Source organism: Pseudomonas sp. JZ114, assembly GCF_051027705.1.
Lineage (GTDB): Bacteria > Pseudomonadota > Gammaproteobacteria > Pseudomonadales > Pseudomonadaceae > Chryseomonas > Chryseomonas luteola.
The window spans coordinates 1-18,531 of record NZ_CP069258.1 but is presented as its reverse complement, the minus strand read 5'-3'; the positions used below and the strand labels follow the sequence as shown (position 1 = coordinate 18,531).

16 protein-coding genes are annotated in these 18,531 nt (G+C 52.1%); 6 read left to right on the top strand and 10 right to left on the bottom strand.

Translation table 11 applies throughout. From position 1 onward, the window contains the following. Positions 1-19 precede the first annotated feature (19 nt). A complete protein-coding gene (locus JQR90_RS23705) occupies positions 20-961 on the top strand; it encodes a hypothetical protein (protein ID WP_434141437.1) in 942 nt (313 codons plus the stop codon). Positions 962-1,533: 572 nt separating this feature from the next. Here the strand turns inward: JQR90_RS23705 and JQR90_RS23700 are convergent. The 4 genes from JQR90_RS23700 to JQR90_RS23685 are packed head-to-tail and all read right to left on the bottom strand — an operon-like array spanning position 1,534 to position 5,186. Continuing rightward, on the bottom strand, positions 1,534-3,351 hold the full coding sequence (locus JQR90_RS23700) for an AAA family ATPase (protein WP_434141439.1): 1,818 nt from the start codon (positions 3,349-3,351) through the stop codon (positions 1,534-1,536). Then, entirely contained in the window at positions 3,351-3,782 is a 432-nt protein-coding gene (locus tag JQR90_RS23695; protein ID WP_434141441.1) for an ABC-three component system middle component 2, read from the bottom strand. Before JQR90_RS23695 ends, JQR90_RS23700 begins: the two co-directional genes overlap by 1 nt. A 3-nt stretch (positions 3,783-3,785) precedes the next feature. After that, the gene (locus JQR90_RS23690; protein WP_434141443.1) at positions 3,786-4,856 is read right to left on the bottom strand and encodes an ABC-three component system protein; all 1,071 of its coding nucleotides are present in this window, start codon (positions 4,854-4,856) and stop codon (positions 3,786-3,788) included. A gap of 48 nt (positions 4,857-4,904) precedes the next feature. Further along, positions 4,905-5,186: a hypothetical protein gene (locus JQR90_RS23685; protein ID WP_434141445.1), complete on the bottom strand. Its 282-nt coding sequence runs from the start codon at positions 5,184-5,186 to the stop codon at positions 4,905-4,907. A 604-nt stretch (positions 5,187-5,790) separates the two neighbouring features. Here JQR90_RS23685 and JQR90_RS23680 point away from each other — a divergent pair. Beyond that, positions 5,791-6,219 carry a hypothetical protein gene (locus tag JQR90_RS23680; RefSeq protein ID WP_434141447.1) on the top strand — a complete coding sequence of 143 codons (429 nt, stop codon included), beginning with the start codon at positions 5,791-5,793 and terminating at the stop codon, positions 6,217-6,219. Positions 6,220-6,808: 589 nt separating this feature from the next. On the opposite strand, the gene JQR90_RS23675 is transcribed toward JQR90_RS23680, so the two are convergent. The 6 genes from JQR90_RS23675 to JQR90_RS23650 form a co-directional block, all read right to left on the bottom strand. After that, positions 6,809-7,648: a hypothetical protein gene (locus JQR90_RS23675; protein WP_434141449.1), complete on the bottom strand. Its 840-nt coding sequence runs from the start codon at positions 7,646-7,648 to the stop codon at positions 6,809-6,811. A 185-nt stretch (positions 7,649-7,833) separates the two neighbouring features. Further along, positions 7,834-8,121 (bottom strand): ParC family partition-associated protein, encoded by a 288-nt coding sequence (gene parC, locus JQR90_RS23670; protein ID WP_229685474.1) that lies wholly within the window; start codon positions 8,119-8,121, stop codon positions 7,834-7,836. Positions 8,122-8,328: 207 nt separating this feature from the next. After that, positions 8,329-8,622, bottom strand: a complete 294-nt coding sequence (locus JQR90_RS23665; RefSeq protein WP_188868568.1) for a hypothetical protein — start codon at positions 8,620-8,622, stop codon at positions 8,329-8,331. Continuing rightward, a complete protein-coding gene (locus tag JQR90_RS23660; RefSeq protein ID WP_188868569.1) occupies positions 8,619-9,248 on the bottom strand; it encodes a ParA family protein in 630 nt (209 codons plus the stop codon). The genes JQR90_RS23665 and JQR90_RS23660 overlap by 4 nt, the downstream gene beginning before the upstream one ends. Positions 9,249-10,788: 1,540 nt before the next feature. Continuing rightward, complete coding sequence (locus JQR90_RS23655; RefSeq protein WP_434141452.1) at positions 10,789-11,664, bottom strand: hypothetical protein; 876 nt, start codon at positions 11,662-11,664, stop codon at positions 10,789-10,791. 94 nt (positions 11,665-11,758) lie between these two features. Further along, positions 11,759-12,037, bottom strand: a complete 279-nt coding sequence (locus JQR90_RS23650) for an ogr/Delta-like zinc finger family protein (protein WP_434141454.1) — start codon at positions 12,035-12,037, stop codon at positions 11,759-11,761. Between the two features lie 360 nt (positions 12,038-12,397). On the opposite strand from JQR90_RS23650, the gene JQR90_RS23645 reads away from it, so the two are divergent. The 4 genes from JQR90_RS23645 (at position 12,398) to JQR90_RS23630 (ending at position 18,145) form a co-directional block, all read left to right on the top strand. After that, on the top strand, positions 12,398-13,840 hold the full coding sequence (locus JQR90_RS23645; RefSeq protein ID WP_434141478.1) for a TolC family outer membrane protein: 1,443 nt from the start codon (positions 12,398-12,400) through the stop codon (positions 13,838-13,840). Between the two features lie 157 nt (positions 13,841-13,997). Then, positions 13,998-16,160 carry a type I secretion system permease/ATPase gene (locus JQR90_RS23640; RefSeq protein ID WP_434141456.1) on the top strand — a complete coding sequence of 721 codons (2,163 nt, stop codon included), beginning with the start codon at positions 13,998-14,000 and terminating at the stop codon, positions 16,158-16,160. Beyond that, positions 16,153-17,577, top strand: a complete 1,425-nt coding sequence (locus JQR90_RS23635) for an HlyD family type I secretion periplasmic adaptor subunit (protein WP_434141458.1) — start codon at positions 16,153-16,155, stop codon at positions 17,575-17,577. Before JQR90_RS23640 ends, JQR90_RS23635 begins: the two co-directional genes overlap by 8 nt. A gap of 16 nt (positions 17,578-17,593) precedes the next feature. After that, positions 17,594-18,145, top strand: a complete 552-nt coding sequence (locus tag JQR90_RS23630) for a hypothetical protein (RefSeq protein ID WP_434141460.1) — start codon at positions 17,594-17,596, stop codon at positions 18,143-18,145. The last annotated feature ends 386 nt before the right edge of the window (positions 18,146-18,531 follow it).

Here is an 18,531-nt window from a genome sequence, read left to right as displayed (position 1 = left end):
TAGCACTCTGGAGAATATAGTGCCTTCTTCGCAGAAGATCAGAGAGCTTTGTGACAGCTGGTGCAAGGCAGTACAGCAGCCCGGTGGCGGAATGGCTATTGGTGGGCAGTCGGAGCAGTACAGGCTGCTTAGAAATGGTGTTCAATTCCATGACCTATGCTTTGATCAACTAGTTGCAGCGGTAGACGGGCTAACCAAGGTTCTGTTGTTGCCCGGTCTGAACACCATCGTGGATCAAGATCATTTTGGCCTTTGGTCTTGGTGCGCGGAAGTTATTCTCTATAGAGAAACAGAGTTCTTTAGCCACGACGAGCGCGAACTTAGAAGCCTCTTTGAAACTTGTATTCGATGTTCTCTTGCTCATTGCAGAAAGCCTATATCCAACCGAGACGAGTGGGAAAAGCAAGCAGAAGTAGAGCAACAGATACCCCATAATGCCCGATACTTTCTACAGGAATCATCGCTAGCGTTGGCGTACTTAGCCTTTCCGCTGGCGGAGGCTGTGTCGAAGAAAATATGCAACGCCTACATCGCTATGGATGGTAGCGTAATAGCCAAGTTCGATATTCCAAATAAATTCGGCAAGATCAGGGAGTACGATCCAAGCGGGCACTGGAATCAAAGGCAGTGCTCAAGTCTGAGGGATCTGCTATTTCTCATCCACAAGAATATAGCGAGTAACAGTCTAAGGAGAGCATTAGATGAGTTTAGAGATCACATCGCCACTCTAGATAATTCTGAAGACCCCTTCGATGTTATCTACAAATGGAGAAACCAGTCGTTACATGGTTCGACTAGTTTCCAAACAATTGGCGGAACGTTGCTGAACCTGGTGATCCTGATAGTAATTCACCAGCTTTCAGATCGTTACGACTCGTTGAAAGAGCGAACTCTAGAGCGCTGTCGGCGGGAGGTCCAGCATGGACACAGAAGCCCTTGGTCATTCTATCCGCCGTATTAGTGCTAACAAACGGCTGCACTGCGACCTTTTTCCGTCGCTGCGCGACTACAAAGCGGCGCGTGAGCCGGGCGTTAGAGGTATAGCTTGGCTATGCGTCTACAAGCAGCTCTTTTTAGGGATGAACTTAAGCCAATCCCAATATAACGTTTTATGCTCTCAGCGAAACGGATAATTACATGTCATTCCGTTTCTACGATATGACTTTCTCTAACGCTAGGTATTTACCATAACGTCCGTTGCGCGTAGACGCCTTATAGCAGCATAGTATTTTTTATGACCTCTATGAACGCTATCGGCCATAAGCTGCCGCTTAAGCCAGGCTGATTGGGACCCGACGCAGAAAGTCATAGACCAAGAGGATATAAATTCTCCATTTTGCCCTGATCTAATGGAAACCTAGCCAGTCAATGCGATTGAATCGAAGGGACATTGAGACGGTACCGATATCTAAAGTAGAGTGGAAAAATAAATCTTTCCCCTTCTCGTCATAAAGTTCAGTCTTTGTATACAGTAAAAGTTGGTTCACTCACCACGCTGTACGACAGATACCGCCCAGATTATCCAATATCGAATTATTTTCTCAACGGGAAAAAACCATATCTGCCTTGATTCTGATTTTTGGTGAAGTGCAGGTAATTAATCATAGGAATTACAGACATATCTGGCTCTTTGTTCTCAAAAATAATGATTTGAGAATCACGAAAGCTGTTTGCAATATCTTGGTAGAACGCATAAATGACGTCAGCAGCAACTTCATCACCTTCACCCTCAGGCAACTCGTCCCCTTCTTTATAAGTAGTTAGAGGCGAGTCAAGCACTACGAAGCCAGGATGGCGGCCAGAAAGCTTAAGCAGATTCATCAGTCCAAGAGCGAAAGCAGAGAAAGCGATTGCTCGATAGCCTTTGCCAAAATTTCCTCTCGCACTTCCACCAATGATAATGTCTCGTGCTTTGAAATCGAAATCTACCGGGAGGTAATTTGGGAAACCCCAGCGTTCTAAGACAGCCTGAATTTCCGTCACCAACGGCTTAACTGCCTCCTCAAAATTTTCAGCAGCATACCCGTCTTGTTCCTCAAGCAGCAGAACTCCCAGCCTTTTCACTTCTTCGCTTAGCTTGGCCTTATCCGCTACTCGCTTATCCAGGGCCCTCAAATCTTGCTTGATACAAGATGCAAGTTCTTTTAGATCACTTACTACCTGTACTGAGTCTTGGAGCTCGGATGTAATCCGCTTCTCCAATGAAGCAATTGACGTTTTGGTAGCCTGTGCGCTGGAGGTGTTTCGTTCAATAGCAGCTTTAAGGGATCCTTGGGCTTCTGCAAGCTCCTGGATGTTCTTCGAAATTCGATTAAGTTCGAAGGAAACACCCTCCCTTATGTCATTAATATCAGTCGTGCATAACTCCGAGTCAAAATGATTTCCACAGGTTGGACAAAGCACCACGTCAAAATCATCAAGGAGAACTGCTGCCTGCTCGATGCCAAGAAGACGCTGATGGTCAGATTCATATTTTTGACCCAGCATGTCAAATCGTCCGAGAAGAGCTTTGTCTTCAGCAATTTTGGCTTCGACGACTTCCAACTCGGAGATATGGTGGGCCTTCTGCTTGAGTAAGCCATCGCTTGATTGGAATGCGTTTTTCAAGCTGACCTCAGCCTGCTCCAGTCGGAGAGCAACCTGAACAGCAAGCGAATTTAGTTTCTGGAGCTCACGAACCTGAGAGAAATCGTCACCCGGATAAAATTGATTGATAATTTCTTCAACAGCAGCAACTTTATATTTCAATGAGCCTTTTGATGCCAACTCCTTTCTAGCCTGTTTGACCCCAGCATCATCCTTTCCTGTAAGCAACAGCTTTAACATGGATATTTCTTTGGTCTTCTCATTATTTTGCCCAGTACCCAATGGCGAGTACTCCGCAACGATTCGCGATTCATCAATCAAAAAAATTTTTTCGAAATCACGAAGTGAAAAGGAAGCATTGCTTAATGAGCTCGTACCTTTCAGCAATAGTTTTCCATCGAGACCCAATCTATCTAGGAACTGGTTTGAAATCGAATTTTTTTTTGTGGGGTTGTGTTTTAGACCTAGGGTAAGAACTTTCCCCTCTTCGTCAATTAATGTCGGTTTAGAGGCCTCTGAAATCGGCCTTTCGATTGTAAAGAAGCTTCCATCATCGTTCTCAAAGTTGACCTTTACGGAGGTATACCCTTTCGAAAACTTTATGGGCTTTGGAGGCTTGGATGACCCTAGTGCAAATTTTATGCACTGGACGATGTATGATTTTCCGGTGTCAGAGCCGCCTTGAATGACGTTAGCGCCCTTCCTGAAATAAACAGAAGCATCAGGGAGATCAGGGCCACTCACAACAATACTTTTAATAAACATCAGACCACTCTGTCGATTTTATAAATAAGGCGGCGTTGAGCGATGAGGTAGTCAATATTTTCCTCAACCCAAGAAACGCGCCGTCTAAAATCTGCATGGTACTCAGTGTTTAGCTTGACGGCGAACGAACGGCCTTCCTTGGTAACGGAATATCTAACGCCATGTTCATCTATCTGGGAGGTCATTAGCCCCTTAGAGACAAAGAGCTTAATGGCGCTTGGAAAGATTTCTCGCCTACGAACTAGTTCAGCAAGACGATTTAGCAGAGCTGGATGCAGGCTTGGCTCCCCTTGAAAATCACCGCTATAAATGGATGCGTAGTCAAGAAATATAAGCTCATCTAGATCAAGATATCGGGCAAGGCCCGCAAGTAACAAAACGATGCGCGCCCCAATTTCTACAGGGCTGTTATACAAGTCCTTTGAGTTCATGATCTATCTCTTGATCCACTCAAACTTCTGGTCATTTACCAACTGATGGCACAGGCCCTTTCGATCGGAGGTGTGAAGGAAATGAACAAGAGGATGGGAGTCAAACGGAATATTGACGGACTGGGTGCTTACTTCGAGGAACCGCTCATATCCATTATCGTGCTTTTGACGAATAACACTGTATAAGCCTTCGTAGCATTCATCTTTAAGTTCTTGATAGCAGCCTGTGGGAAATGCATCGCGCGAAAAGATCTCCAAAGATTCAGCACTGAAGAAGTTAATCCTTGCTCGCTCCAGATCTTCCGCGTAGTCACTATCATTGACGTTATCAAGTGAATACTCAGCTCCATCAACATCGGAGAAGGCATGCAAGAGAGCCTCAATATATATTTTCTCATTATCCCCAACGGCCTCAGGCACGTACTTTTTAAACTGTGGTCGTTTTAAATGATAGCTACCGAAACGCGAGGAGTGATACGGTGTCTGCGAGTGTTTATCAACCAACTCTTGAGAGGACATCTCACCAACGAAAGAAAAGTCGATGGTGTTGAGATAATCCAACAAACCTCCCTCAAGAGGAATTGACTCTGTCTTCGTGATTTTATCCCGACAGACCTTATCCCACCGCGCTATGATCTCAGTCTTGATGCGGGACTTCTTGGCCAGCATATCAATACAGTCAGAACTGCAGCCCTTCGGCGACACGAAACGATACTCACGGGGCAGAGTATAATCGCCCCTCCAAGTGTAAAAGACTAGCTTACCAAGCTCGGCCACAACATTTGCAACGTTCAATTTATCGTTGTAGTGCTTGCATTGATAATTGTCCCACCCAGTAGCAAACCGGGCTATAACATCACGTCCTTTATCTCCCGCCCCAGCACAGCGGGTTACCGTCTCGTAATCTCTAACTAGGTAAAAAACCAGTTCCAGAGTAAAAATCTCCCACTCATCCGCTGACATAATCAGTAGACGATCCAAGGGATGAACTGGCTCACCTTTTTGCACATCTAGTGCCGTGAGCATAAATTCTGGGACAGGAGGAGACTCTATGGATTTTTCATCAATAGACATTAGCTACACCTCTGCAGATAGATGCGTTAGCCCCAGATGATAAGTAACTCATAATCCAAAATCGGACCCCAACTGGCGGCCTTGAAGGTGACGTGGAATATCACTGATTATTTTATGGGGATTCTTCCGCAAGGCACTGGCGAGCTGTTTCAGGAAGCGCTGATTCAATTCCATGTTTTCTGAGAGTTCATCAATGATGATATCAGGGCAAACATCAGTTTTTTCCAGCGCTATGGCTAATGCTGCGCGTGCTACGCCGATTGGCTTGTCCATCGCATAATCGATTAAATCAGCAGGATGAAAAGCGTATTCTTGATCAAGCTCACTCATGCATGTGTCTCTTAGCTATTGAAATATTGTTCTTCAAACTCAGGCACGATGAAAACTCCCGAATAAATACTTCGGATACATACATTCGCAGTTTCTTGTGGCGTAGCTAATCCATGCCGAGTTTCAAACGTACCGCCTCTCTAGGCGAGGTTTATTGGCATCCGAATGCCTGTAGGTAACGGCACAATAGTATCGTTTCTTGCGCTGTGCCAGGGAATTCGGAGGAAAATCTTCACTGTCATCTGGGAGAATGGGGGACGGGCGGCTGGGACGATTTGAGTGCTGCAGGTAGTCCGGTTTTTTAGGCAATAGGGGAGGAATTTTACACGCAAGGAAAAAGCGGGCAATTATGGAGATAAGTTTATTTTCTCTAATTGTCCGCTACCGGCTGACATTTGCCCTTAGGTTTCTGTATTCGCTTAGGTGTACCCCAGCGACTACACTAAAAAGCAGTGTCCAGGTGTAGCGATAAGTAGCCAGATCGACTCAAACGGCTACACCGTCTTTTCGCTACCTCTAACGACTACACAAGCCTTCCCTGCCGATTTACTTATCAGCCTTGATGCTGTTCGAATAGCAGTCTCATGAGTTGTAGAAGAGCACCATGCAAGCGATAGCAAAACTTCCTGACGCCACCCGGCAAACCCTCAAGGTCGAAGGCCTGAAAGATGCCTGCAGGCAGGCCTGGAGGTTGGGTGCCGAAAATCTGATCTGCATGAATGAGGAAACGTGGACGTTTACCCGAGCCGACTTGCTGGAAATGATTGGCCTGAGTAGAGCTGGGCTATTTGCGCCGTATTCTGATACCTGGAAAGCGCCCACTCCAGAAGAGCTCAAGGAGATGATGCGTCTGATGGACCTCTCTACATCCAAAGTTGGGCGGCTACTAGGTATAGATCCCAGCAGGGTCCGTAGATGGACAACCGTAGGGGATGAGGTGCCTTATGCACTGTGGCGACTGTTATCTATCTATGCCGGCATCGTAGAGCCCAATCTGACGCAAGATTTAAGCGAACTGCCAACCAGGCTGTAGGTAAGGCTCTAGCCAATCACCATTCTTGTAACGCTGTGGCGTCAAGGGAAATGGCGGGGGGCCCCGGCTCTGCTGGGGTTCCGCGTCCGCAGGACCGGCCAACGGCCGTATTTCCCTTGATGCCACGACCTTAAGAGGGAGCCTTGCGAGTGGGGATGGTGACGGCTCTTGGTCACCATCCCCCGAGCGTTCGGGGCGATCCCCGACGCGGATGACAAGGGCGCGTAGCCCTTGGTGTTAGAAATGTGGGTCCAGGGGGATTATCCCCCTGGTCGCCGAAGGCATTGGGGGCCCCACCACGCAAGGCGTGGAAGTTGGGGATCCTTTTAAAATAGTGTGGGCATGAGAGGTGTTTTAGATCTGCACTGTTCTTAAAGGCTTTCTTACAGCAGAGCTGTGGTACCACTCGACCTGAAATTTTGCAGAAGACCTTAAAAGCAGATACAGCACTTCAGGTGTCTCTCGCATTCCTTACTCAATGTTGATGAAAAGGCGTCCTATGCAGTAGAGAAAGGGCCACTCAGAGGCGCGCTAAGGGCGTTTTCAGCGTGATTTGCCTAGGTTGGCAATAGGGGATCAGGCCGAGCGGTCAGCCGGCTTGTTGGCGAAGCAGTGTGAGGATGTCCTGATCGGACAGGTCGGGGTATTGTGCCTTGAGCTCAAGCAGCGATACCGCTTGTTGTCTCCGATCGGCTACGCTGAGCGCTGCGTATTGGGCAGCCAGTACCCTCCCCTCTCGGGCCTGGGCAGCTCGTTTGCGTTGTTGCTTCTGGTGATGATGGGTCAGCGCCTGGAGCGCTTCCATCTGCTGCCGCTGTTTAACGGCGCCCAGCTTGCGGGTGCGTTCGTTCTTTTTGCGGGTGCGGGCGGCTGACAGGAGATGGCCAAGCCCCAGATCGATAAACAGCCGCGGGCGTAAATGAATCATGGTGCGTGTCATCCAGCGCACCCCATCCTTGAACAGGCGGCGCTGCTTACGCCGTATATAGCCTGCCTCCTCGAGCGCTTTAAGTGTGCGAGAGACACGACAATCTGTCAGACCACCATCATCGACCAGGCGACGTTGCCGGTTCAGACGGAAGTCACCGTTGCTGTCCATCCAGCCCAGAACCAGTGTGGCCAGATCAACCCGCGACATGAGCGACTCAGCGATGGCGGCCAGGGCGTCCCAGCGTTGCTGTTTGGTGCGGCAACCGCTTTTATGAATCCGGTCCAGACGCCAGAGCCAGGTGCCTGCCCGCGTCTTACATTCGGTACGGATACGTCGTGCGGCTTCGCCCAGGAACGTTTGGGCCTGCTTTTCGGAAAGCTTGCCGGGATTACGTGAGGCGATCTTTGAGGGCGATGATGGCTTGCCGGCAAAAGGCGCATAGAAGCCTGAGCCTGGAGCATCATGCTGTCGCTGTAGCGTGCCCTGTTTTAACGCCATGACTCACCGCCCCGCCGGCGGTGAGCATACGATAAATGGCACATTTTCTGGTTGCGCAGGCGCGCAGTGAAAGCCATAATCTGCTCACTGTGTGTTGAGTAGCGCGCGATCCTGCAAGAAAACTCGCTACTCAATGTTTTAAAGCCCCGGCCTGCCAGCTGGGGCTTTTTCTTTTGTGCTTGAGACTAAGTGCTTGCCTCAGTCACCATTTTCGTTTTGGGGATCCAGTTATTGGTATCGACCTCAAATTGAAATATGCCTAAGTCTTGTAAGAACGATGCCGCTCCATCAAGACTTTTAAAATGTCGGATCCCGCCTCGTGCAACACCTAAAACGCGCTCAGTTGAACCCAAACGCACAATAATCACTAGTCCCTGCTCCGCTGCCTGGATGGACACATCAGACACGCTTCCTGCGGCTACTAACTCTCGCATCACTGAGGGAGGGGTAACGCCAAGTGAATCGATGTTCACAGTTTATATCCTACTAAGTTATGTGATGCAAGATATCAGATCTTGTCATCACATCAAGCCATAAAATCAAAACAGGAAGCAATATAGCTATCTATGTAGCTATATAGATAGCTATCTATATAGCATCGCTAGCTGTATCCCTTTAAACATGCGGCTTTACCAGCTTGCCTTTTGATTACGCCTAGATAGCTATATAGATAGCTATCTTTATTTGAGCTTTAGATAGTCTCGAAGAAGGCGATCAACTATTTCTGTTTCGGTTACCCGGCTTCCAGTTTTTGCGCTTTGTTGGGCCGCATGTAACTTCAGTGCGTTAGCAACATCCCAGCGAAGCCTAAAAATCTTCTGAACAGTAGGTTCTGGCTTGTATACCTCTGGTTGAGGATTTTGAGCCTCTACCTGTACATTTCTGTCTGCCCGGTCAGCAGCCCCACCAGATAGAAAGTCATTAGGATCTTTAGCATTAGCTGAAAAAGCTGATAGATCTGGTTTTTTCCTCATTCTGTTACTTCCTTGAAAAAAGCTTCTATCTCAGCCATGGCCGCTTGGTCTTTGCCTAGCTCATGGACTGTCGCCCCTTCACCAATAGCTCGTCTAAATGCTACTCGCTCACATACCTTAGTAGGCAGCACAGAGAGTTGTTGCTCAGCTAAAAACTCCAGCATCTCAGCTGCGTCTTTCGTACGTGGGTCCACTCGTGTGAGAAGGACACGCACATCTAGATCTGGGTTGTAATCTCGAGCCAGCTCTACCACTGTCAACAAATCAGTCATAGCCGCTGCGTCCAGATTGCTAGCCCCTACAGGGATTACAGCTCTTTGAGCTAACAGCAAAGCAGATCTAAGACCTACAGAGTCACGCCCGCCTGCATCAACGACCACGTGTTCAAACCCTTGAGCTAATTGCTTGCCTTCGCTCAAGATCGCTTTTCCAGCTAAACACGTTGTGGTAGGACTGATTTCATACTCTGGATTCTCTCTACGCCAGGCAGCCCAGCTTGCTGCACTAGCTTGTGGGTCACCATCGATTAGTAGTGTTTTGCCTTGGCGAGCTAGTAGAGATGCCAAGTGAATTGCTGTTGTAGTTTTTCCTACGCCACCCTTGGTGTTTACTACTGAAAAAATCATGCTTCCCTCCATCTTTAAGATAGATAGCTATCTATCTAGCTATATAGCTATAACCTGCTACAGCCTTTTACAGCATAGGGCGAGGAATATACATAACTAGCAAAGAGATAGATAGCTATCTTGATAGCTATCTATCTAGAAAGCTCTAGTCTCAAGCTTACCGAGAAGCACTACCCGTACTGTTTTTAGCGCAGCGCTAAAAGATGGGTTATCAAAAACACAGGACTTCATTTCCTGAATCAAAAGCAATAGGTTGTAACTGATAGTTGTGAAGCCTAGAGCTTGGCTTCAGGTAGGCAGCAACAGAAGCCATCAAGCCTATAGATAGCTATCTATCTAGCTATCTAGGGATAGCTAAAGGCTTACACGGCATAGCGGCAAGCTGCTCTGTTGCATCCTCGGTAAAGCCCGTAATCTACATCCATCAACTGCAGCACAGGATGTGCTCAGAGAGATCAAGGATGATTGATCGTCGCCTGGATGGCAGCTCGACAGGACGTTGAGTATGATCAACAAGAACCCGCTTCGGCGGGTTTTTTGTGTCTGCAAGAAAGACAGGATTCATTCTGAGAAAGCGATTCCTGTTTGGTTGCCCGCCTACAGGCTCATGCCCGAGCCAATCAGATTATTGGCTCGCCTGATAAGCATTAGCTGGGCTTGGGATGGGAATCTTAGGGAAGCGACTGGACCTGGTCACCAAAGACCAGCGATAGAATTTAGGCAACCAGATCCAGCAGCGTTTAAACCATACCACAACGCAGCGGCATCTTTGACCCCTGGACCGGAGGGGCCGGCCCGGTTGATCACCCGGCGCGCGCAATCGTCCCCCCACGACGCCTGCGGGCTAAATAGGTCGCTTTTTCTGCACCCCTGCACAGGCCTCTACGCCGCCCATGGCGGGGGCTTCGAAGCGTTTTCAGCCTTAAGAAAACCCTGCAAAACCCTGCAGAGGTCCCCTTCACCACGCTTCTCCTGTGCGCCCCCATGGCCTACTCCCGCTTTTACCTGCCTTGAGCGCGGCGCTCTTCTCTCAGCGCGCTCCGTTTGGAACAAGCGAAGGGCTTTCAGCCACCTCCGTCACTGATTACACCGGCTCGCGTGCGAGACGAAGCCAGAGGCGCGCCGTGAAGCTGCGAAACGACGCGTGCGGCGTGCAGCTGCTGGAAGGGCGCTAAGACCTCCAGGCAGCTCTGTTGTCTCAAGGAGAAAGCAGGGGACCCCGCGCGTCTGTAGGCGCGAAGTCGGGGAGCATCAATACACAAGAGCCTGGTCTTACACCGTGCCTGGGTTATGCACTGAGCTTAAAGGCTCTGTTCTTTAAGCGAAGCGGTACCACTGCATACTTTTTTTTGCATTTAATTCAAAACAGCACCGGGCCGAACGGATCGGCGCGCCTGGATTAAAGCTTGAGCGCTCGAAAGCGGGAGCTGTTTGGGGCGAATCTGGGGCGTTTTGAGAGGTTTTAAGACGGCACGAGGGTAACGACAGGGGTACAGACGAGCAGAGGCCCCGCTGGGAAGCGGTACGCTTGAGAGGAGGGCTATCGTCGAAGGAGGGCGTCTACCGCCTGGGTAAGGGTACGGCCTGTCAGGCTGGGGTTTTGCTGATGCAGTTGAACAGCCAGCTCGGCTCTCCTGCGGTTAAATTCAACCTGCTGCTCGTGCTGCTGGTTTTCTGTAGCGATTCGCTCACGTGCCTGGAAGTCACGACGGCGGGCTTGTTTAGCCATAGAGGCCTCGGCCTGCTGTAGGGCTTGCTGATGGGCTCGGCGCTGGATCTCCTGGAGCTTTAGACGACGCTTTTCCTTCTTGCGCTCCCGAGCCTTGGCCAGTTGGTGAGCCAGGCCCAGTTCGATAAACAAACGCGGCCGCAGAATAATCATGGTGCGGGTGATCCAGCGCTTGCCATCATGAAACAGCCGCTTCTGCTCGCGGCGGATGTAGCGCGCTTTTTCCAGGAGCTTTAGCGTGCGCGAAAGGGCGCACTGGTGGATCTCTGCATCTACGGCGATACCGTTCTGCAGGTTCAGATGGAATTGACCCTCGTTATCCATCCAGCCAAGCACCATTGTGGCGATATCAACGCGGGCCATCATCGGCTCGGCGATGGCTGCAAGCTTGCTCCAGACCTCCTGTCTGACACGACGGCCGGAAAGGTGAACACAATCAAGCGAGCGTAGCCATCGCCCCTTACGCTCGCTGGCCTCTACTTTGACCCGTCTTGCAGCTTCGCCCAGAAACGTCCGTCGCTGATCCTCTGACAGCCTGGCAACATTCGTCTTGTCCCGGTCAGGTAACGGTTTGCCCCGCTTGGACACCGGCAGGTAAAACGCAGAGGCCGGCGAATCAGCCGGTGCACGACGTTTCCTGCTGGTGCGCTGCATAGTGCCGGCAGCGGTGTAAGGGGTGGATGACATACCGTTCCTTGTACAACGGGCAAAACATGCCCAAACCCATCGAATCCTTTGGGCTGGTATTAGTGATAGCGCTAAACTAGGCTAGAAAGGCCGGTCATGACTGCGGCCTGGTTGCTGGTAGTTCATGAGGCACAGGCGGGTTTGTGGCCTGCACGAGTCGAGGCTTCAATACTCCAGCCGAGGAGGCCAGGGGTACCACCATGAAAGACTTCTCAAGACCTGACGCCCTGATCTGGTGAACAATGGTCTGGTGTCCCTTGAAGGTAGCGCCGCAGCTGAAGTTGGAGCACTCGTACCAGAGATTCTTGAAGCACGGCGCTTCTTCAGTGGTCGTGCGGATCCGCAGCTTTTCCCGGCAGCACGGGCACTTCATGGTCGCTCCGCCCGGTCAGGCAGGGTAGAGGCGGTAAGGCCGTTTTTTTCAGGTACGTACATCATCTCTCGCAACCTTTGATACTGCTGAGCCTGTTCAGGTCTGGTAAGCACTAAGCACCGATCAGCAGTTAGGCTCATAACCTGGCTATAGAGGCAGTGCTTAATAAATGGTACTGTATGTATATACACACCTCAAGCATTTAATTGACGCCTGGAAGTTGTCTAGGCGAGGGCTTTAGGTCGTCCGGGTTAAACAAGCTAACCGCCAATCGGCTTGCCTCTTCACGAAGTCTGTCTGACTGGTTAGCATCCGCGCCGCTAAAGCATGGAAATCTGTGCGGTATTCCAACAGGGATTGTTGATGAAGCGTTTTGCTGCGTGTCTCTTACCCGCCTGCCTGGCTGTCTCGGTTGCCCTTCAAGCGGCTCCCGAAGAACTCTCATCCGATCGTGCTGACCTGCTCTCGGTCTATCGCCTGGCGGTGGAGCATGATGCCCAGCTCTCGGCCGCCCGCCATGACTACCAGGCCCGCCTTGAAGCGGTCCCGCAGGCGCGCGCCGGCCTCCTGCCGCAGCTCTCTGCTGGAGCCACCGTTGAGGCCACGCGCCTGGACCGGGATGAGCCCAGCCTCAAGCGTGACCGTAGTGGTTCAGTCTTCAGGGCCAACCTGAGCCAACCCTTGTTTCGTATGGATCGCTGGTTTCAACTCAAAGCCGCTCATGCGGGCGTAGCCCAGGCCGGCCTTGAGCTCTCGGCCAAGGAACAGACGCTGATCCTGAATGCTGCCCAGGCCTACTTTGAAACCTTGCGCGCCGCCGATGCCCTGGCCGCCTCGAAAGAAGAAGCCATTGCTCTTGAGCGGCAGCTGGAGCAGGCCAAGGGCCGTCTGGAAGACGGTGCCTCAAGCATCACCGACGTACTCGATGCTCAGGCCGCCTTTGATAATGCCCAGGCCAACCGCAAGCTGGCCGAGCGTAAGGTGGACGATGCCTATGAGGCCCTGTATCGCCTGACCAAGCGGCAGTACCTGGCCATCGAAGGGATCCAGCACACCTTACCGGTCGAAGCGCCTATTCCTAGCGATGCCAAGGCCTGGGTGGACAGGGCTGTGCAGCAAAACCTCTCCCTTCAGGCTACGAACTATGCCGTCGCGGCCGCCGAAGAGACCCGCAGTCAGCGTAAAGCGGGCCACGCGCCGACACTGGATGCTGTGGCCTCCTACCGCAAGGGCGATAACGACAGTTTTGGCTACACTAACCCCACCGATTATGGTCAGAACGGCTATGGGGGGCAGGTGGCCCAAAGCAGTATTGGTCTTGAGCTAAACATTCCCCTGTACTCCGGCGGCATGGTGAGCTCTCAGGTGCGCGAAGCCACCGAACGCCTGGCCCAGGCCGAAGACGAGCGAGAGGATCGCCGCCGCGAGGTGGTGCAAAACACCCGTAACTTCTATCGCTCGGTCAACTCCGACATCGAGCAGGTCCTGGCCCGCCGGCAGACCATTCGTTCAAGCCAGGCCTCCCTGGAATCCAACCAGGTCGGCGCCGAGGTCGGGACGCGTAATACGGTCGATGTGCTCAATGCCCAGCGGCAGCTGTATAACGCGGTGCGCGAGTACAACAATGCCCGCTACGACTACATTATCGACACCTTAAAGCTCAAGCAGGCCGCCGGTACGCTGAGTACCGCCGACCTGTCTGAGCTGGCCGGCTACCTCACCGAACACTACGACCCTGAGCGGGACTTCCTACCGCCGGAAATCAGCAAAGAAACGCTGCACAAGCGGCCGGTTCTGGACTAAAACCCAGGAGCTATTTGAAACCCCAACGGGTCGTCAAAATATTTGTTTCAGCCTAGATACAAAAAGTAATAAGTCAGATTACTATGGTTTCAACCTGCTGCTAGGCGGGTTGAAGGATCTCTTACAAACGCCGGTCCCGGCGTTGCATGGAAGCACTATGAACGAGCAAGGAATGGGCGCGCCGGCGCCTGACGTTTCCCGTGTTCTGGATTCAGGCCTGGCCTGTCTCGTGATGCTGGCCCGCTTTCATAATGTGGCCGCTTCCGCCGAACAACTGTCCCACGAATTTGCCGCGCCCGAGCAGCCCTTTGGCCAGGCCGAAATCCTCCTGGCGGCCCGTAAGCTCGGCTTGAAAGCCAAGTCGGCCAAATCCACCGTTGAACGTCTCGAACGCACCCCGCTGCCCGCGATTGCCGTGGACCGGGACGGCAGCTTTTTCATCATTGCGCGTCTGGACCAGGGCAAGGCGCTGATTCACGATCCGCGCTCACAGCGGCCTGAGATCATCAGCTTTGAGGTCCTGGAAGCACGCTGGAGCGGCCACCTGATCCTGGTGCGCTCGGAAGCCGGTAATCCCGGCGAGTCCTCACGCTTTGACTTCACCTGGTTTATCCCGGCCATCGTCAAATACCGCAAGCTCCTGGGCGAGGTCCTGCTGGTTTCCTTTGTCCTGCAGATCTTTGCCCTGGTCACACCGCTGTTCTTCCAGGTAGTGATGGATAAGGTCTTGGTTCACCATGGCCTGACCACCCTGGATGTTATCGCGGTGGGCCTGTTGGGCATCATGTTGTTTGAATCCGGCCTGAGCGGGCTGCGCAGCTATGTGTTTGCCCACACGGCCAGCCGCATCGATGTCGAGCTGGGCTCACGGCTGTTTCGGCATCTGGTGGCCCTGCCGCTGTCCTATTTTCAGGCCAGGCGGGTGGGTGACTCGGTGGCACGGGTGCGCGAGCTGGAAAACATCCGCAGCTTTCTAACCGGCAATGCCATCACCATCCTGCTGGATGTGCTCTTCTCGGTGGTCTTTATTGCCGTGATGTTCTATTACAGTGGCTGGCTGACCCTGGTGGTGCTCCTGTCGCTGCCGCTGTACTTTATCATCTCGCTTCTGGTCACCCCGGTGCTGCGGACCCGGCTCAATGACAGCTTTGCCCGTGGGGCGGAAAACCAGGCCTTTCTGGTTGAAACCGTCAACGGCATCGACACCGTCAAATCCATGGCCGTCGAGCCCCAGGTGACTCGCAAATGGGATAACCAGCTTGCCGCCTATGTCTCGGCCGGCTTCAAGACCCAGACCCTGTCCACCATTGCCAACGAAGCCGTCTCGCTGGTGGGTAAGCTCGTTACCGTAGCCACCCTCTGGCTAGGCGCGCGCCTGGTGATCGAGGGTCAGCTTTCGGTCGGTCAGCTGATTGCCTTTAACATGCTGGCCGGGCGGGTCTCGCAGCCCATCATGCGCCTGGCGCAGCTGTGGACCAACTTTCAGCAGACCGGTGTATCCGTCCAGCGTCTGGGCGATATTCTTAATACCCGCAACGAACTCTCCCAGGCCACCCGCAGTGCATTGCCACCGCTCAAGGGCCATATCGAGTTTGACCAGGTGCACTTCCGCTACCGTCCGGACGGCTCGGAGATCCTGCGCGGCGTCAGCATCACCATCCAGGCCGGGGAGGTCATTGGTGTGGTGGGCCGCTCAGGGTCGGGCAAGAGTACCCTGACCCGTCTGTTGCAGCGGCTCTATGTGCCTGAACGGGGCCGTGTGCTGGTGGATGGCATGGACCTGGCCCTGGCCGATGTCTCCTCGCTGCGTCGGCAGATCGGGGTGGTGCTGCAGGACAACATGCTGTTTAACCGCAGCATTCGTGAAAACATCGCCCTGACCGACCCTGGCATGCCGCTGGAAGCCGTCATGCAAGCGGCCAAGATGGCCGGTGCCCATGAGTTCATCCTGGAGCTGCCCGAAGGTTACGACACCATGGTCGGTGAGCACGGCGCCTCGCTCTCCGGCGGTCAGCGGCAGCGGATCGCCATTGCCCGTGCCCTGATCGGCAATCCGCGCATCCTGATCTTTGACGAAGCCACCAGTGCCCTGGACTACGAGTCCGAACGCATCATCCAGCAAAACATGCAGGCCATCTGCAAGGGACGCACGGTGATCATTATTGCGCATCGCCTCTCGGCCGTGCGCGAGGCCAACCGCATCCTGGTTGTGGATCGCGGCCAGATCGTGGAGCAGGGCAGCCATGCCGAGCTCCTGACCCACCAGGCCGGCCATTACTCGCGCCTGCACCGTTTGCAGCATGGAGGCAATCATGGCTAATCCCGCCGAGCGTTCCGGTCTTTTCAAGCGCTACCGCCAGGTCTGGAAGCAATCCTGGCGGCACCGTCACCAGATGGATGCTCCCAGGCGCCTGCCTCACGAGGTGCAGTTTCTCCCGGCCGCGCTTGAGCTGCAGGAAAAACCCGTGCATCCCGCGCCGCGAGTCTTTATGTGGGGCATTATTATCTTTGCCTCGCTGGCCCTGCTCTGGGCGTGCATTGGCAAGATTGATGTAGTTGCCACCGCGACCGGCAAGATCGTGCCCAGCGGCAAGACCAAGGTTCTGCAGTCCAGCGAGACCGCTGTGGTTAAGGCCATTCATGTCTATGACGGCCAGACGGTCAAGGCCGGTGAGCTCCTGATTGAGCTCGATCCCACCTCGGCCGATGCCGATGTCAGCCGGGTCGGCAATGACCTGCTGGCCGCGCGGATCGACAGTGCGCGAGCCGGAGCCATGCTGGATGCCATTAACAACCGCCAACCGCCTAAAAACCTGGAAGGCCTGATCAAGGACGCTAATCCGGAACAGGTCCTGGCCGCCCAGCGCTGGCTGCAGGGCCAGTATCAGGAATATCGGGCAAGCCTGGATCAGGTGGATGCCGAGATCGAGCAGCGCAAGGCCGAGATCCAGGCCGCGCGTGCCCAAGTAGCTAGCCTGCAAAAGACCTTGCCCATTGCCACCCAGCTGGCCGGCGACTACGAGCGTTTGCTTGCCAAGCAATACATCGCCCGTCACGCCTACCTGGAAAAGGAACAGGCGCGCCTGGATCTTGAGCGGCAGCTCAGCGTGGAAAAGGCCAGCGTGGTGCAGGCCATGGCGGCCAAGGGCGAGGCGGAGCGTCGCCGCGAAGGCGTTGTGGCCCAAACCCGGCGGGCGATGCTGGATCTGTTGCACGAAGCCAATCAGAAGGCTGAGACCTATAGCCAGGAGCTGACCAAGGCGCGTTACCAGGAAGACCTGACCACCCTTGAAGCCCCGGTTGATGGCACCGTGCAGCAGCTGGCGATTCATACCATAGGCGGCGTGGTGACGCCCGCACAGCAGCTTATGGCTATCGTGCCCAGGGATCAGCCGGTTGAGGTGGAGGCCATGCTGGAAAACAAGGATATCGGCTTTGTGCATCCGGGCCAGGAGGTCACGGTCAAGGTGGAAACCTTTACCTATACCAAGTACGGCACGGTAGACGGTGAAGTCATCAGCGTCTCCAACGATGCCATCGAGGATGAAAAGCGCGGGCTGATCTACAGCACCCGCATTCGCCTAAAAGATGACCACCTAAACATTAACGGCCAAGAGGTTGCGCTATCGCCGGGCATGTCAGTAACAGCGGAAGTGAAGACCGATAAGCGCAGAGTGATTGAATACTTCCTGAGTCCGCTTCAGCAGTATGCAAGCGAAAGTATTAAAGAACGTTAAAGATTAAGGACACAACATGAAAGAAGCAGAAAGAGAATTTATATTTCTCTCATTATTTACCGTTAAAGTAGCAAAGATTCTGTTGCTCATATGCTTTTGCATAACAGTACTTTCAGCTTTTATAGTCCCATCTTTCCCTGAAAATAATTTCTGGTCTTCAATTTACAACTTTTCAAGCTCTGCCATAGCTGAGGTTAAATTAAGGGCTAGCGAATCAAAACACCCACTGACGCTAGCGGTAACGTATATTCTTTCAATGTCTCTCTCATTTATATCAGCATTATTTATCTCTTTTTCAAAATTAAACATGAGCGGCTTTAATAAACTATTAAATAAAAGATTTTCTTATAGACTTCTTGCTTTCTTATTTATCATTTTAATGATAACTCTCCCCCTTTTCCACACTCTCCCTATCAACAAACTACATTTCTCATATAATTTTTTTAGAGCGGTTTCAGAAAATCGAGCTTTCTTGGCTCTCTGGGGAGGAAGTTATTTATTATTGCTAACCGTATTGTGGACATGGCTTCTATTTGAAGTTTCAAATATTTTAAGGAGTGTAAGGTAATGGAATCTGAAAGCTTAAAAGAAAGTCTTAACAAAATATATGAAGATGCAAATGAAAACCCAACCACTTACTGGACCGGTATAACTGCTGCCATATCTAATTCATCAGAACTTCTTAAGGAAGCTGCCGAAGCGACAGCAGGTGACTATGAGAGAATTAGTCGCCAAATGTTAGATATAGCAGCTGATTACGCAAAAGGCTTAACAGAGCTTTCCAATAGCGTATCAAGTTTAGCAGATCAGACTTATTATAATGAGACTGCTGCAATGATGAATCGCTCTATTGAGAATATTCGATCAGGCGGCATGGAAGCTTATACAAAATATGGAGAGCAATTATCAGCAGCAGCTAAAGAAATAAATAAAATCAAACTAGCTGAGTTTGGC

Bases quoted from the DNA above. Each gene is read 5' to 3' on its own strand.
- JQR90_RS23680 (WP_434141447.1), top strand. From the start codon at position 5,791: ATGCAAGCGATAGCAAAACTTCCTGACGCCACCCGGCAAACCCTCAAG.
- JQR90_RS23675 (WP_434141449.1), bottom strand. From the start codon at position 7,648: ATGGCGTTAAAACAGGGCACGCTACAGCGACAGCATGATGCTCCAGGC.
- JQR90_RS23700 (WP_434141439.1), bottom strand. From the start codon at position 3,351: ATGTTTATTAAAAGTATTGTTGTGAGTGGCCCTGATCTCCCTGATGCT.
- JQR90_RS23640 (WP_434141456.1), top strand. From the start codon at position 13,998: ATGAACGAGCAAGGAATGGGCGCGCCGGCGCCTGACGTTTCCCGTGTT.
- JQR90_RS23695 (WP_434141441.1), bottom strand. From the start codon at position 3,782: ATGAACTCAAAGGACTTGTATAACAGCCCTGTAGAAATTGGGGCGCGC.
- JQR90_RS23650 (WP_434141454.1), bottom strand. From the start codon at position 12,037: ATGAAGTGCCCGTGCTGCCGGGAAAAGCTGCGGATCCGCACGACCACT.
- JQR90_RS23630 (WP_434141460.1), top strand. From the start codon at position 17,594: ATGAAAGAAGCAGAAAGAGAATTTATATTTCTCTCATTATTTACCGTT.
- JQR90_RS23665 (WP_188868568.1), bottom strand. From the start codon at position 8,622: ATGAGGAAAAAACCAGATCTATCAGCTTTTTCAGCTAATGCTAAAGAT.
- JQR90_RS23655 (WP_434141452.1), bottom strand. From the start codon at position 11,664: ATGTCATCCACCCCTTACACCGCTGCCGGCACTATGCAGCGCACCAGC.
- JQR90_RS23690 (WP_434141443.1), bottom strand. From the start codon at position 4,856: ATGTCTATTGATGAAAAATCCATAGAGTCTCCTCCTGTCCCAGAATTT.
- JQR90_RS23685 (WP_434141445.1), bottom strand. From the start codon at position 5,186: ATGAGTGAGCTTGATCAAGAATACGCTTTTCATCCTGCTGATTTAATC.
- JQR90_RS23660 (WP_188868569.1), bottom strand. From the start codon at position 9,248: ATGATTTTTTCAGTAGTAAACACCAAGGGTGGCGTAGGAAAAACTACA.
- JQR90_RS23635 (WP_434141458.1), top strand. From the start codon at position 16,153: ATGGCTAATCCCGCCGAGCGTTCCGGTCTTTTCAAGCGCTACCGCCAG.